This is a genomic window from Lentzea sp. NPDC004782 (assembly GCF_040609115.1).
Lineage (GTDB): Bacteria > Actinomycetota > Actinomycetes > Mycobacteriales > Pseudonocardiaceae > Lentzea.
In genome coordinates this window covers 1-14,214 of the sequence record NZ_JBEXJN010000002.1, presented here as the reverse complement: position 1 = coordinate 14,214, position 14,214 = coordinate 1, and the positions used below count along the sequence as shown (strand labels likewise).

Here is a 14,214-nt window from a genome sequence, read left to right as displayed (position 1 = left end):
TGCACAAAGTTGTGATCACGGATCGGCAACATCCGTGAGCCAGCAAACGATCATAGTGGCTGCAAGATCATTTTGGCCAGCGCTGAAGCGGCGTGTCGCCTGAAGTAACGTGTAGCAATGTCCACCCCGCTTACCTCGGAGACCATCCGCAGCGCGCCGAAGGTGCTGCTGCACGACCACCTCGACGGTGGCCTCCGCCCGCAAACGGTGATCGAACTCGCCGATGCCTCCGGCTACCAGGTCCTGCCCACCACGGACGCGGGCGTGCTGGGCGACTGGTTCCGCGACAACGCCAACTCCGGGTCGCTCGTGCGTTACCTGGAAGGTTTTGCCCACACGTGCGGAGTCATGCAGGACGAGGCCGCTCTGGTCCGCGTCGCGGCCGAGGCCGTCGAGGACCTCGCCGCCGACGGCGTCGTCTACGCGGAGATCCGCTACGCGCCGGAGCTGTTCGTGGTGAAGGGCCTGTCGCTGGAGCAGATCGTCGAGGCCGTGCAGGAGGGCTTCCGCCTCGGCACGGCCCGCGTCGCCGAGACCGGCCGCAAGATCCGCGTCGGCACGCTGCTGTGCGCGATGCGCCAGAACGAGGGCTGGCTGCGCATCGCCGAGCTCGCCGTCCGCTACCGCGACCTCGGCGTCGTCGGCTTCGACATCGCGGGCCCCGAGGCCGGTTTCCCTCCCACCAGGGGGCTCGACACCTTCGAGTACCTGCGCCAGCAGAACGCGCACTTCACCATCCACGCCGGTGAGGCGTTCGGCCTGCCGTCCATCTGGGAGGCCATCCAGCACTGCGGTGCCGAACGCCTCGGCCACGGTGTGCGGATCGTCGACGACATCAAGGTCTCCGGCGACGGCACCGTCCAGTTGGGACGCCTGGCCGCGTACGTCCGCGACCGCCGCATCCCGCTGGAGATGTGCCCGACCTCGAACCTGCAGACCGGCGCCGCCCCGTCGCTCGCCGAGCACCCGATCGGCCTGCTCGCCAAGCTGCGGTTCCGCGTCACCGTCAACACCGACAACCGCCTGATGAGCGACTGCACGCTCACCAGCGAGTTCGCCGCGCTGGCCGACACGTTCGGCTACGGCTGGGCGGACCTGCAGTGGTTCACGATCAACGCCATGAAGTCGGCGTTCATCGGCTTCGACGAGCGGCTCTCGATCATCAACGAGCTGATCAAGCCGGGCTACGCGGCCCTGACGGCGTAGGCCAGGCGTTCTCGTCGATCGGGCTGAGCCCGCGCAACGGCTCCCACCACGCGCGATTGGCCGCGTACCAGCGGATGGTGTCCCGGACACCGGCCTCGAAGCCGATCTCCGGGCGCCAGCCCAGCTCGCGGCCGATCCGCGTGGAGTCCAGCAGGTACCGCCGGTCGTGGCCCGGCCGGTCCGGCACGATGGACTTCCGCGACTGCGGCAGTCCCAGCTCGTCCAGCACCAGGTCCGCGATCTGGTCGACGCTCGCCTCCACGCCCGTGCCGACGTGGTAGGTCCGGCCGATCTCGCCCTCCCGCAGCACGGCGTCGATCGCCCGGCAGTGGTCCAGCACGTGGATCCACTCGCGCCGGTTGCCGCTCGCCGCGTAGACCGGCAGCTGCGCGCCGTCCAGGGCTCGGGTGGTGAACAGCGGGAGCACGTTCTCGGGGAACTGGTTCGGCCCGTAGTTGTTGGCGCAGTTGGTGATCGTCACGGGCAGCTCGAACGTCTCGAAGTACGAGCGCACCGCGTGGTCCGCGCCGGCCTTCGACGCGTTGTAGGGCGTGCGCGGCCGGTACGGCGAGTCCTCGTGGAACGCCTCGGTGGCGTCCAGTGCGAGATCGCCGTAGACCTCGCACGTCGACACGTGGTGGAACCGCCGCACACCCGCGCGACGGCACGATTCCAGCAGCGCTTGCGTGCCGAGGACGTTCGTGCGGAAGAACCGCGCCGGGTCCAGCACGGCGAGGCTGTTGTGCGACTCGGCCGCGAAGTTCACGACGACGTCGACGCCCTCGACATCGGCCTCGGCGATGTCGGCGTGCACGAACGGCACGTCGGCGGGCAGGTTCGTGCGCGTGCCGCGGTAGGTCAGCGCGTCGAGCGCGATGACCTCGTCCGACGGGTGCTCGCGCAGCCAGTGGCGGGTGAAGTGCGAGCCGATGAACCCGGCCGCGCCGGTGACGAGCACGCGCATTCTCAGTCCTCCGAACGGATCGGTGCGACGCCGGGCGGTTCCGCACCGGGCCAGCCGCGGAACTCGACCTCCAGCTGGAACCGGTGGCCCAGGTAGTGATGCTCGGACAGGGCGATCGGCCGTTCCGCGGCATCGAAAGCGATGCGGCGCACCAACAACACGGGCGTGCTCGCGGCCACGCCGAGCAACGGTCCGATGTCGCCCGCGGCGACGGCGGCGATGCTCTGCCGGACCACGGCGATCTGGTTTCCGTTGCGCCGCAACGTCTCCCACGTGCCGGGCGACTCGGCATCGGCGCGGCTGACCGGTGCCGCGAGCGCCAGTGGCACCCACTCGGTCACGACGTCCAGTGGCGCGTCGCCGGTGCGGCGCAACGACCGCACGCGCAGCATCTCGCCTGCGCCGAGCGTCTGCGCGACGCTGGACGGGGCCTCGCGGTAGCCGTACTCGAGCACCGCGCGGACCAGCGAGACACCGGCGTCGGCGACGGCGGACCGCGCGTGCTGGAACGTGCCGAGTGCGAGCGGCTGGGCGAACGACGCGACGTACCAGCCGGCGCCTTTCCGTGACGCCAGCAGTCCTTCTTCGCGCAACTGCTCCAGCGCGCGGCGGACGGTGACACGGCTGACCTCGTACCGGCGGCCGAGCTCCGCCTCGCTCTCGATGGCGCCGGCCGGGCCGTAGTCGCCGAGGGTGATGCGTTCCCGCAGCTCAGCGGCAAGGCGCTGCGACCGAGAACCTGTCATAAACCTGTATCATACAGGCACACGGAACCAACCCCGCTCCAACGGAACGCGGGGGCCCCGCGTTCCCCAGAGGGAAACGCGGGGCCCCCGCGTGGCTTCCGGTAAGCGGAAGTGGGTGGATCAGTTGGTGTTGAGGCGGTCCTCGAACTTCGCCTGCAGCGCGCGGAACGCGGCCACCTCGGCGTCGTACGGGGCGGACGGCGCGAGGCGCGTCGGGTCCGGCGCGACCACGAACGACACCAGCCAGCCGAGCGACTCGGACGAGGCCAGCGCTTCCTTCACGGACTCGTCCTCGGCCCACTCGCCCGCGTCCTCGAACAGTTCGACGGCGAGGTCGAGCTGCTGCGGGTCGAGGGCGTCGGGGCCCTCCTCCATGTCCTCGGCGATGCCGGTCAGCACGTAGACGTTGTCCTCGTCCACGTCGACGTCGAGCTCACCGGCGGTGGCCTTGACCTTGACGTCGTTCCACGTCTCGACCTCGGCGAGGTCGTGGTCGTCGTTCTCCGCCACGAACCGGCTCAGGCCGCGCGCCGAGGTGAAGACCTCGATCTTGCCGCGGCGGCCCAGGAACACCGGGTCGTCGCCGAGGTAGCAGCGCAGCGTGTAGAACTCGCCGGCGGACGTGATGATCTTGATGGGGTCGATGCCGACCTCGGCCCAGAAGCCGGTGGGCTCTTCGGACTCCTCGTCGGACTCCTCGTCGTCCGCGTCGGAGGTGGCGGCAGCGGCGGCGGCAGCGGCGTTGGCCTCCTCCAGGGCGGCGAGCTCCTCCTGGGCGACGGCGAGCTCCTTCTCCGGGACCTCCGGCGTGCTCACGACGCTGTCGATCGCGTCGAGGACCTCGTCCCACTTCTCGGAGACGACCTCGGACATCGCGTCCCACAGCTTCGCGCCGTCACGGCCGCTGAACGGCAGCGTGCCCTGCGGCAGCAGCGAGAAGCCGTCCGCCGAGTCGAGCACCTCGTGAACCTTCTCCAGGTCGCAGACGTCCGCGAGCGCGCGCACGATCGCGATGACGTCGGCGAGCTCACCGATCGTCCAGGTGTCCGGGTCCTCGGCGATCAGCTCGGGCACGCCGACGAGGTCGAACTGGTGGTTGTCGTCCGGCGAGAGGTCCGCGACGCTCAGCGACGGCACGATCTGCCACGCGGGGTGATCGGTGAGGTCGTGCTCCTCGGCGGTGCGGACGAAGGCGGCGAGGTGCGCGGCGTCGGGGAAGACGAACAGGTCTTCCTCGTCACCGAGGAACGCCTCCCACTCCTCGCCCTTCTCGCGCCAGCGGGGTGCCCACAGCGTGACCACGTCACCCTGCGTCAGCCCCAGCTCGATGGGGACGATGTCCTGCGCCATCCTGACCTCCCGGTCACGCCTGCCTGATGCCGTGGGCGAGCCTAACGGTGCTGATCACCGGCGCCCAAAGGGGTTCTCGAAGAACGCGTCCTCGTCGGGGTCCTCGACGATCGGCGTCCTGGGCCGCCGCTGCGGAGTTGCCTTCCCAGCTGCGGATTTCTGGGGGGCGACGGGGTTCCACGTCGACCGGAAGGGTGAATCGCCGGCGATCGATTCGACGTCGATCGCCATTCCGTCACCCAACGCCAGCGCCATCTTGTTGAAGCTCGTCTGCACGGCCGCGTTGGCCGCGAGCCGCACGGTCTCGGTGACGACGTCGCCGACCGCCTTCGCGCCCTGCTGCAGCAGCGCGGGGTGCAGGTGCAGCGCCCTGATCTCGCCCTTCGCGGATGCCGTGACCATGCACAGCCCGTTCGGGTGCTCGACCGTCTCGGCGGTCACCGCGAGGTCGCGCTGGAGCTGCTCGACGGCCTGCAGACGTTCCTCGTTCACCGTCGCCACCCGGACTCGTCCTCGTCCTGCTCGCGCACGAACCCCAGCTCCGCGAGCTCCCGCGGGTCGACGACCCGTTCCAGCGCGTGGTGCAGCCGGGACGCTGCGGTGCGCTGCGCCTTCTCGGCGATCCGCATGATCTCGGCGGCCAGCCCGTGCGGCCCCATTCGCAGCGCCGCGGCGCTCACCGTGATCTGCTGCGGCGGACCACCGGGCGTGGCGACCACCGTCACCGCACCGTCCGGTGAGGACGCTCGTCCCGTGATGGGACCGGTGCGCGCGACGTGCTGCGACACGGCCTGCTCGACATCGCGCACCTTCCGCGCGGCGCGCTCGACGTCGTCGTCCACCTGATCACCCCCTACTGCCACAGTGTGCCGCATGATCCTGCGTTCGGTCGTGCTGTTCGCCCCCGCCGCCCTCATGGAGATCGGCGGCGCCTGGCTCGTGTGGCAGGGCGTGCGGGAGGGCCGCGGCTGGCTGTGGATCGGTGGCGGCGTGATCGCGCTGGGCATCTACGGCTTCGTCGCCACGTTGCAGCCCGACGCGAACTTCGGCCGGATCCTCGCCGCGTACGGCGGTGTGTTCGTGGCCGGTTCGCTGGCCTGGGGAATGGTCGTCGACGGGTTCCGGCCCGACCGCTACGACGTGGTCGGCGCCCTGGTGTGCCTGGCCGGGGTGGCCGTGATCATGTACGCACCGCGCTAGCGAGCAGCGCGGTCAGTTCGGCGGCCACGTCGTCGAGGGGCTGGAGGCTGCGCTGCGCCCGGCACATCGCCACGGCACCTTCCGCGGCGGTCACGACGAGCGCGGCCAGCCGGTCGGCGCGGTCCGGGGTGACGCCGTGCGTGCGCAGCGAGTCGGCGAGTTGATCCGACCAGGTCGTGAACGCCTCGGCCGCGGCCGCGAGCGCCTCACGGCCGGAGGTCTCCTCGACGGACACGGCGAGCACGGGGCAGCCGGCCTGGAAGTCGTTCTCGCTCACGACTTCTCGCCACAGCGTGAAGAACGCCTTCATCCCGTCGACGGGTCCTTTGCGGAGCTTCGCGGTGAGCACACCGGACACCGCGTCGCTTGCCCAGCGGACCGCCTCGGTCGCGAGCTGGTCCTTGCCGCCGGGGAAGTAGTGGTAGGTCGAACCGAGCGGGGTGCCCGCGTGCTTCGCGACCTCGCGGATGCTGGTCGCGTTGAGACCGCGGCGGCGGATCATGTCCGCCGCGCCGGCGACGATCTGCTGGCGGGACATCGGCACCTCTCTGGTTATGACGCTCGTCATAGGATAGCGTCCGCGTCTGGTTATAACAGTCGTCATAGACGGAGGTCGCCATGCCGATGATCGAGCTGACCGCGCCTGCCGGTGCGCTCACCGACGCGGGCCGCAAGACCGTGCAGAAGGACCTGGCCGCGTTGCTGCTGAAGTGGGAGGGCGCGCCCGACAACGCGTTCTTCCGCTCGGTCGCGTGGACCTACCTGCACGAGCTCCCCGAGGGCGCGCAGACGACGGCGGAGGACGACGCACCGCGGTTCCGCGTGGACGTCCGGGTGCCCACCGGTGTGCTGTCCGACCGGCGCAAGGCCGGTCTGGTGAAGGAGGCGACCGCGCTGGTGCTCGAAGCCGCCGGGCTCGGCGAGTCCGACGCGATGCGGGTGTGGGTGCTCATCCACGAGCAGCCGGAGGGGACCTGGGCCGCGGGTGGGCAGATCGTGCAGTTCGCCGAGCTGAAGGCGGCCGCCGCGGGCGGAACTCAGCCCGTCGGCCGGTAGAAGCCGTAGAACGACATCCCGCTGTTCGTCGTGCGGATCTTGCTGACCTGCACGGGATCACCGGCCTCGACCATCTGCCCGTTGCCGATCACCATCGCCACGTGCCCCTCCCACACGACCAGGTCGCCGGGCAGGACCTGGCCCGGCGGCACGGACGCGCCCATCGCCTGCGACGAGGCCGGGCGCGGGAGGTCGAAGCCCGCGTTCTTGTAGGCCCACTGGGTGAGGCCCGAGCAGTCGGTGCCCTGGGGCGGGTTCGCGCCGCCCCAGACGTACGGGGTGCCGAGCGCGGACAGCGCGTTGCGGACGGCCTTGGCCGCCGTCTCGTTCGGTGCCTCGGCACTGCTGCCGTCGGGCAGGTTCACGCCGACGCCGGTGCCGGGCTGCGGCGGGATCGCGACCCGCAGCCGGGGACCGGAACCGCCGCCGCCACCACCTCCGCCGCCACCGCCGCCCCCACCGCCGCCGCCTCCACTCGAGCCGCCGCCCCCACCGCGGGAGATGGACCCGGTCGAGTCGTGTTTCGGGGTGTCGGAGGCGCCGGCGGTCGACGTGGTGCCCTCGTCGCCGCCCAACGGCTCGCCGAGCTTGCCCAGCGTGCCGAGATCGGGCTTCTGCAACCCGTTCAGCTGCCCGACCAGCTGCGTGAGCTGGTCACGCACCTTCTGCACCTCGGCGGACGTCTTGGCCTGGTAACCGGAAGCCATCCCGGCGAGGTCGGCGAGCGCCGCCAGCACCACACCGGGTCCGGCCACGAACGACGCGGCCACGGCGGCGGCGAGCTTCGGCGTCGCCTTCGACGTGAACTCGTCGATCAGGCCCTGGATCGCCGTGCGCCCACCGGTCACCGCGGACACACCGGAGGACGCCACCGTCTTGAACACCGAAGCGTTGGAGGACAACGTGTTCGCGGCCGAGGTGAACGTGGCCACGCGGCCGGAGAAGGCGTTGGCCTTGTCGCCGGACCACGTGTTCAGCACGGCGGTGGCCGCCGAGGAGTGCCGCGATCCCAGGTCCGTCAACGCGGTCTGCGCGCGGCCGAAGGCGTCGCCGGCCTGCGTCGCGCCACCGGTGTCGCCGTCGAGCTTGGCCAGGTCTTCCTTCATGGGCGCGATGAACGTGCTCAGCAGCCCCTCGACGCTCATGCCCGCGCCGCCTTGTCCAGCGATGCCTTGTGCGCCTCTTCCTGGGCGATGTACGCCTCACGGGCCTTCGCCACGGCCGTGCCGAGACCGGACAACCCCGACGAGGCGGCCTTCAGCGCGTCCAGCTGCGCCTGCGCGGCGGTCTGGAACGCCGCGTTGAGCCCCACCTCGTTGCCGATCTTGCCGAAGCAGTCGCCCGGCAGCGCGGTGGTGCCGTTCAACGTGCCGGTGCCGACCGCGCCGACCTCGCTCGCCAGACCGCTCGCCGCCGACGCGTATCCGGTCAAGGCGTCGAGGTCGACCCGGAGACCCTGTTCCGCCATCTGAAATTCCCCCAGTGGATGACCTGTTCGCCTAGATCCTGCCCCGATGGGCGGTACCTCGCCCGGCGTTCCGCCAAGATCATGGAACAGTGGGTGTGATCGAGCACTGGAACCGGATCCTGGCATGGCTGGCGGAGCACGCTCCGGCCACCCGCGCCGTGCTGCGTCCGAGGTACGACGCGCTGCCGGAGCTTCGGGTTCCGCTCGACCTCCAGCTGTGGTGGAGCGTCTACGGCGGCACGGAGGACGACCTCTACGCCGAGATCCTGCCGCCCTTCTACACGCCGATGGGCGCCGATCGCGCGTTCGTGCTGCGGGACACCCACACGAGCAAGCCCGCGGACGCCTCCGAGGCCGGTTCGCCGACGACCGGTTTCCACCCCGAGTGGCTGCCGATCGCGTTCGACGGCACGGGCGACGTGCTCGCGGTGGACCTGAGGCCCGGTGTGCTGCGCGGCTGCGTGGTCGAGTGGGACCAGGAGCGCAACGAGATGGTCAAGCCCGAGTGGACGTCGATCGTCGAGATGTTCGACCAGGTCGCGACGGCGCTGGAGACGCGCAGCGCGGTCGGGCACTGCTTCCCCGAGGTCAACACCGCCGGTGAGCTGGGCTGGCGGACCTGCTAGACCTTGCCGATGATGTGCAGGTCCTCCAGGCCGTTGATGATCAGGTCGACGCCCAGTGCCGCGAGCAGCACGCCGAGGACCCGCGCCAGCACCCACGTGTAGGTCATCTGCACGTAGCGCATCAGGATGCCGAGCACCGCGATCGCGGCCAGGTCCAGCGCGATCACCGCGGTGAACGCGGCGGCCAGCACGAACGTCGACGCGACCGTGCTGGCGTCGGACATCAGGAACAGGTACGCGATCGACACGGGGTTCGCGTAGTACGAGGTGGCCAGCTCGTGCGTGCCGCCGGTCGGGTCGTGGTGCGGCTCCTGCTTGCGTCCGAGCACGAGGTCCAGCGCGTGCACGAACAGGATCACGCCGCCGGCGAGCATCAACGCCCCGCCGCTGATGTGGAACAGCTGGATCAGCAGCCGCCCGGCCCCGACCACGAAGAGACCGGTCACGAGTGCGATGCCGGTGGTGGTGAGCGCCACCCGCCAGCGCTGGCCCGCGTCCTCGCCCTCCGTGTCGAGCATGAAGGCCACCAGGATCTTCGGCGGACCGACGACGGCCACGAGGATGCTGAAGGCCTCGACGAAGCTCATGCGGTCATGATCGAGCTGGGGCCGTGACGTCGCGACTCGACCAGCACAATTCACCCGGTGTGGGCGAGGGCCGCCGCTCCCCTCACCCTCCGAGTGCTACTCCGCCGCGTAGTCCCGCGGGCTGATGCCCCGCAGCACCGGACCGCACGCCAGGGCCGCGACCAGCGCGACCACCATGCCGACACCCACCGGGGCGACCACCCACGGCGTCAGCGGCATTTCGCCGTGTCCCACGAGACCGCGGGCGAGGACGAGCAGTCCGAGGCCCACGGCGACTCCCGCACCGCACGCCGCGATCGTGACCGCGAACACCGGCAGCATCACTTCCCGGCGCAACGCGTGGCCCAGCACCCGAGTCGGGGTTCCGGCCGCGATCAACGCGCCGAAGGTGCGCCTGCGGTCGATCACCGAGCCGGCCGCGGCCACCGCCGCGCCGATGCCGCCGAGCACCGCCGCGATGGACAGCCCGATCACCGTGGCGCGTTCCAGGTCGGCCATCAGCGTGTCGCCGTAGAGGCCTCTCAGCTCGCCGTCCACCAGCTGCACGCCGGGCAGTGTGCCGACCAGCGCGGTGTGCACGGCGTCGCGGTTCTCCGGTGTCGTCGGCACACCGACCATCGACACGCGACCTTCGACGCCCGGCAGCAGCTCGGGATCGATCACCGCGTTGATCCGCCTGTTGCCGTTGAACGGCCGTGTCTCGTACTGCGCGGGCAGTTTCGCCGTCACGGCGTCGTGCGGGTCGCTCGACCGGAACGCGTCGCCGTTCAACTTCGTCGGCGCGTACACGGCAGGTCCCGGCTGACACGACAGACCGTTCAGCACCTTGGCGACGTCCGCGCATTTGCCGACGATCACGTACGTGCCGTGGTCGGATTCCTTGCCCGTGCTCACGGTCCCTTCGAGCATCGTGACGATCGGTGCGGAGGTCGCGAGACGCAACGGTGTGACGTCGTGGGTCACCTGCTCGGCGACGATCGCGTCCGCCTTCCACGTGTCGTCGCGGTACGGCACCTGGCTTTCCAGGCCCGGCAACATGGTCAGCGCCATCGACCCGGTGAAGACCGCGATCACCACGCCCGCCGAGCCGCGGAACGCCGCCACCGGGTCACCGGAGAGCCGCCGTCCCGCGAGCAACGTCGACGGTCTGCGCCACCGTCCGACGAAGAACCTGCCGACCTGCGCCGTCACCACCGGGCCCGCCAGCACCAGCGCGAGCGCCACCGCGCCGAGACCGAGCAGCACCACGGTGAACTGGTTGCCGCCCCTGGCCTCCCGCGCGTAGACGATGCCGAGGAAGAACACGCCGAGCGCGCCGGCGATCATCAGCAGCCGCCACGACCGCACCCCGCGCTTCTCCTCGGCCGCGAGCGGCCGGTTCACGACCCGCCGCAGTCCCGTGATCGCCGCCGCGATCACCAGCACCGGCGCGAGCACCGCCACCGCCGCCACGACCGCGGGTTCCGGCACGAAGTCGCCCGGATACCAGGTGCCGCCCTCCCACGGGATCTCGGCGGTGAGGTGGCTGAACGGCTGGGCCAGCAGCACGCCGAGCACGCTGCCCGCGATCGCGCCGATCGCGGTCTCGACGGCGGTCATGACCACGACCTGCCGCGGGCTGGCGCCGGCGAGCCGCAACGCCGCGAGCCGCCGTTCCCGTTTCGCCGCGGTCAACCGGGCGGCGGACGCCACGAGCACGAGGCACGGCACGACGAGCACCACGAGCCCCACGCGGGTGAGCAGGTAGAGCATGCCGTGGTAGTCGTCGCGGTACGAGCCGGCGCCGCCCTGCAGGCCCGCGGCCGGGGAGCCGTTCTCGACCCGGTCGTGACCGATGATCGCGACGAGCTCGCCGGGGAACTTCAGCGCCTCCGGCCCGAGCTCGCCGATCAGCCTGCCGGGGAAGCGGTTGCCGAGCTTCTCCGCGGGGGTGCCGCGCACGAGGTCGGCGAGCGCGGGGGAGAGCAGCACCTCGTTCGCCTCGGGGAACTTGGCGATGCCCTCGGCCACCGGCACGTCGCCCTGCTCGTTGCGGGCGACGTCGAACCGCTCGATGAGCTTGCCGTCGAAGGTGTCCCGGTTCACCGCGATCGAGATCAGGCTCTTCTCGCCGTGGCCGCGGATCTCGCGCCACGCCGTGCGGTCCGCCCGCGCCTGCAGGGCGTTCGGTGCCGCGACGAGCCACAGCACCAGCGACACCGCGATCATCACGCCGAGTGCGACCAGCACGGTGGCGACCTGGCTGCGGCGGTCCCTGCGCAGCACTGCGAGAGCGATCCTCACGCGGACACCCCCGTGCCGGCTTTCTGGGCGATCCTGCCGTCCTGGATTTCCACGACGCGCAGCGCCCGGTCCGCGATCGCCTTGTCGTGCGTGACGATCACGATGGCCGCGCCGGTCTCCTCGGCCGCCCGCAGCAGGGCGGTCATCATCTCCTGACCGGTGCGGGTGTCGAGGGCGCCGGTCGGCTCGTCCGCGAAGATCACCCGCGGCTTGTGGGCCAACGCCCGCGCGATCGCCACCCGTTGCGCCTGCCCGCCGGAGAGCTCGCCGGGACGCCGTTTCTCCAGGCCCTGCAGGCCGAGGCGGCCGAGCCACAGCCGCGCCGCGCCCAGCGACTCCTCCCGGGAGCGGCCGGCGAGCAGCATCGGCAGCGCGGCGTTCTCCTCCGCGGTGAGCTCGGCGACGAGCATGCCGGACTGGAACACGAACCCGAACGCGGTGCGCCGCAGCTCGCTGCGTCCCGTCTCGTTCAGCTCGCCGATCGCGCGCCCGTCGAGGAACACCTCGCCGCCGTCGGCGCGCAGGATGCCGGACAGCACGTGCAGCAGCGTCGTCTTGCCGGAACCGGACGGCCCGACGACCGCCAGCACGTCCCCGGCGGAGATGTCGATGTCCACCCCGGCGAGCGCGTGCACGTCGCCGTAGGTCTTGACCAGGCCACGAGCGGCCAGAACGGAATTCATGCCGTCGACGGTGCCCGGTGCGGACCTGCGAAACCTCAGCCTTCACGACACACCGGATCAGCCGGATGACCGAGGCCGGAGAGGTGGGGTGGTCCTACCGTTGTCCATCGTGGACAACCATCGGGGCCAATGGCCGATCGCCGCGGTGCTCGCCCTGCTGATGCTCGGCGAGCTGATCCTGATGCGAGGACCGCGCAGCGCCGAGGCGCTCGTGTGGCTGCTCAGCGTGCCTCCGTGCATCGCCGCCGTGGTGTCGTTCAAGTCACGTGCCTTCACCATTCCGGTGACCGTGGCGTCGATCTTCACGGCGTCGTTCGTCATCCGGTTGTTCCACGTCAACCTGCCCACGATCCTGAGCCCGCTCACGGTCGCCGAGACCGCCGCGTGCCTCGTGCTGACGGCTGTGATCGTGCGCGAGGAGCCGCGGCGGGGCGCCACGTGGTCGGTGGGCTCGTTGATGGCCGTGAGCTTCTTCGCCGCCATCGTGCGCGACAACTGGCTCTCGTCCAGCAACTACAACGAGATGCTCGGCTCGCTCGTGCTGGGCTCGCTCGCGGTCGGCACCGGTCTCTACTTCCGCGCCCGTGACACCGAGAGCGGCCGGTTGATCGCCGCCGCCGTCACCGACGCCCAGAAGGAGGAACGGATCGCGCTGGCCCGCGAGCTGCACGACGTGGTTGCGCACCACGTCACGGGCATGCTCGTGCAGGCCCAGGCCGCGCTGGAGGTCTCCGACGACGACCCGCGCGCCGCCCACCGGTTGCTGCCCGGCATCGTCCGATCGGGCACGGAAGCACTGGGCGCGATGCGACGCCTCGTCGGCACGTTGCGCCAGGGCGAGAGCGACGTGGCGACGACCGACCTCGCGGCCGACGTGATCTCGGCCGTCGAGCGCACCCGCGAGCTGGGCTTCGAGACCCGGCTGCGGATCGACCTGCCCGAGGAGGTGCCGCCCGAGCTCGGCCGCTCGGTGTTGCGCCTGGTCCAGGAGTCGCTCACCAACGTGCACAAACACGCGCAGAGCCCCACCATGATCGACGTGGAGATCTCCAGGACCCCTCGGGGCGCCCTGCGCGTGATCGTCGCGGACGACGGCCGCCCGCACGAGCTGAACCAGGGTGGCTACGGTCTCGTAGGCATGCGTGAGCGGGTCGACCTGCTCGGCGGCCTGTTCTCCGCGGGTCCGCGCGAGAACGGCTGGCAGGTGCTCGCCGAGCTACCCCTGGAAGGGACGAAGTGATCTCGGTTCTCATCGCCGACGACCAGGAGATGGTCCGCGTCGGGTTTCGGATGATCCTGGAGAAGCAGCCGGACATCACGGTCGTCGCGGACGTCGCGGACGGGATCTCGGCGGTCACCGCTGCCCGTGAGCACAAGCCGGACGTGGCGCTGCTCGACATCCGCATGCCGGGCCTGGACGGCCTGGAGGTCACGAAGAAGCTCTCCGGATCGACCAAGGTGGTCGTGGTGACAACGTTCGACCTGGACGAATACGTGCACACGGCGCTGGAGAACGGGGCTTCCGGGTTTCTGACCAAGGACGCCGGTCCGGCGCTGCTGGTCGAGGCCGTGCGGGCGGCGGCGCAGGGCAACGCGCTGATCTCGCCGCAGGTGACCGTCCGGATGCTGGAGCACTTCTCCCGGCCCGCGGGCAAACCGGACCTCGGGCTGCTGACCGCACGCGAGCAGGACGTGGTGCGGGAGGTGGCGCGCGGGCTCACGAACCAGGAGATCGCGTCGGCGCTCTTCCTGTCGTTGTCCACGGTCAAGACGCACCTGGCGTCCGTGCAGACGAAGCTGAACGTGCGCAACCGCGTGGAGATCGCCTCGTGGGCGTGGCGAGCGGGCCTGGTCAACTCCTGACCGCACACGATGAACGGCGCTTTTGTCCACCTCAGGTGGACCTGGTGTTTTAACCAGGATGCTCTTGACCTTTGACATGGGTACGGTCACCGCTTGATCATCTTTGGGTTCCTCTCACAGAGCTCAAAGACAAAGGCGGTGGCCGTGTCTCGTAGTGTGCCGGATCAAGGTCTGGCTGCTCA

Annotated in this window: 17 protein-coding genes; 6 read left to right on the top strand and 11 right to left on the bottom strand. The window is 70.5% G+C overall.

What is annotated here, in order from left to right:
- The first annotated feature begins 117 nt into the window (after positions 1-117).
- Positions 118-1,206 carry an adenosine deaminase gene (locus ABZV40_RS01700; protein WP_355434189.1) on the top strand — a complete coding sequence of 363 codons (1,089 nt, stop codon included), beginning with the start codon at positions 118-120 and terminating at the stop codon, positions 1,204-1,206.
- Here ABZV40_RS01700 and ABZV40_RS01695 read toward each other — a convergent pair.
- From ABZV40_RS01695 to ABZV40_RS01675, 5 genes are all read right to left on the bottom strand, one after another.
- A complete protein-coding gene (locus tag ABZV40_RS01695) occupies positions 1,175-2,170 on the bottom strand; it encodes a dTDP-glucose 4,6-dehydratase (protein WP_355434185.1) in 996 nt (331 codons plus the stop codon). The genes ABZV40_RS01700 and ABZV40_RS01695 overlap by 32 nt on opposite strands.
- Positions 2,171-2,172: 2 nt before the next feature.
- Entirely contained in the window at positions 2,173-2,916 is a 744-nt protein-coding gene (locus tag ABZV40_RS01690) for a GntR family transcriptional regulator (RefSeq protein ID WP_355434182.1), read from the bottom strand.
- Positions 2,917-3,036: 120 nt separating this feature from the next.
- Positions 3,037-4,266 carry a primosomal protein gene (locus ABZV40_RS01685; RefSeq protein WP_355434178.1) on the bottom strand — a complete coding sequence of 410 codons (1,230 nt, stop codon included), beginning with the start codon at positions 4,264-4,266 and terminating at the stop codon, positions 3,037-3,039.
- A 54-nt stretch (positions 4,267-4,320) separates the two neighbouring features.
- Positions 4,321-4,758: a YbaB/EbfC family nucleoid-associated protein gene (locus tag ABZV40_RS01680; RefSeq protein ID WP_355434176.1), complete on the bottom strand. Its 438-nt coding sequence runs from the start codon at positions 4,756-4,758 to the stop codon at positions 4,321-4,323.
- Entirely contained in the window at positions 4,755-5,108 is a 354-nt protein-coding gene (locus ABZV40_RS01675) for a hypothetical protein (protein WP_355434173.1), read from the bottom strand. Before ABZV40_RS01675 ends, ABZV40_RS01680 begins: the two co-directional genes overlap by 4 nt.
- Positions 5,109-5,139: 31 nt before the next feature.
- Here ABZV40_RS01675 and ABZV40_RS01670 point away from each other — a divergent pair, with 31 nt between their 5' ends.
- Entirely contained in the window at positions 5,140-5,466 is a 327-nt protein-coding gene (locus ABZV40_RS01670) for a YnfA family protein (protein WP_355434170.1), read from the top strand.
- On the opposite strand, the gene ABZV40_RS01665 is transcribed toward ABZV40_RS01670, so the two are convergent.
- Complete coding sequence (locus tag ABZV40_RS01665; RefSeq protein WP_355434167.1) at positions 5,447-6,004, bottom strand: TetR/AcrR family transcriptional regulator; 558 nt, start codon at positions 6,002-6,004, stop codon at positions 5,447-5,449. The genes ABZV40_RS01670 and ABZV40_RS01665 overlap by 20 nt on opposite strands.
- Positions 6,005-6,084: 80 nt before the next feature.
- Here ABZV40_RS01665 and ABZV40_RS01660 point away from each other — a divergent pair, with 80 nt between their 5' ends.
- The gene (locus ABZV40_RS01660) at positions 6,085-6,522 is read left to right on the top strand and encodes a tautomerase family protein (RefSeq protein WP_355434165.1); all 438 of its coding nucleotides are present in this window, start codon (positions 6,085-6,087) and stop codon (positions 6,520-6,522) included.
- On the opposite strand, the gene ABZV40_RS01655 is transcribed toward ABZV40_RS01660, so the two are convergent.
- Together ABZV40_RS01655 and ABZV40_RS01650 are read right to left on the bottom strand one after the other, a co-directional pair.
- Complete coding sequence (locus tag ABZV40_RS01655) at positions 6,504-7,667, bottom strand: C40 family peptidase (RefSeq protein ID WP_355434163.1); 1,164 nt, start codon at positions 7,665-7,667, stop codon at positions 6,504-6,506. The genes ABZV40_RS01660 and ABZV40_RS01655 overlap by 19 nt on opposite strands.
- Entirely contained in the window at positions 7,664-7,990 is a 327-nt protein-coding gene (locus tag ABZV40_RS01650) for a hypothetical protein (protein ID WP_355434161.1), read from the bottom strand. The genes ABZV40_RS01655 and ABZV40_RS01650 overlap by 4 nt, the downstream gene beginning before the upstream one ends.
- 95 nt (positions 7,991-8,085) lie before the next feature.
- Between ABZV40_RS01650 and ABZV40_RS01645 the strand changes: the two genes are divergently transcribed.
- Complete coding sequence (locus ABZV40_RS01645) at positions 8,086-8,616, top strand: SMI1/KNR4 family protein (RefSeq protein ID WP_355434158.1); 531 nt, start codon at positions 8,086-8,088, stop codon at positions 8,614-8,616.
- Here the strand turns inward: ABZV40_RS01645 and ABZV40_RS01640 are convergent.
- From ABZV40_RS01640 to ABZV40_RS01630, 3 genes are all read right to left on the bottom strand, one after another.
- On the bottom strand, positions 8,613-9,203 hold the full coding sequence (locus ABZV40_RS01640) for a MarC family protein (protein ID WP_355434156.1): 591 nt from the start codon (positions 9,201-9,203) through the stop codon (positions 8,613-8,615). The two genes, ABZV40_RS01645 and ABZV40_RS01640, sit on opposite strands and share 4 nt — an antisense overlap.
- Before the next feature lie 96 nt (positions 9,204-9,299).
- Positions 9,300-11,486, bottom strand: a complete 2,187-nt coding sequence (locus ABZV40_RS01635) for an FtsX-like permease family protein (RefSeq protein ID WP_355434153.1) — start codon at positions 11,484-11,486, stop codon at positions 9,300-9,302.
- Complete coding sequence (locus ABZV40_RS01630) at positions 11,483-12,169, bottom strand: ABC transporter ATP-binding protein (protein WP_355434150.1); 687 nt, start codon at positions 12,167-12,169, stop codon at positions 11,483-11,485. Before ABZV40_RS01630 ends, ABZV40_RS01635 begins: the two co-directional genes overlap by 4 nt.
- Before the next feature lie 109 nt (positions 12,170-12,278).
- Here ABZV40_RS01630 and ABZV40_RS01625 point away from each other — a divergent pair, with 109 nt between their 5' ends.
- The gene (locus ABZV40_RS01625) at positions 12,279-13,409 is read left to right on the top strand and encodes a histidine kinase (protein WP_355434147.1); all 1,131 of its coding nucleotides are present in this window, start codon (positions 12,279-12,281) and stop codon (positions 13,407-13,409) included.
- Complete coding sequence (locus tag ABZV40_RS01620; protein ID WP_355434145.1) at positions 13,406-14,032, top strand: response regulator transcription factor; 627 nt, start codon at positions 13,406-13,408, stop codon at positions 14,030-14,032. Before ABZV40_RS01625 ends, ABZV40_RS01620 begins: the two co-directional genes overlap by 4 nt.
- Positions 14,033-14,214 lie beyond the last annotated feature (182 nt).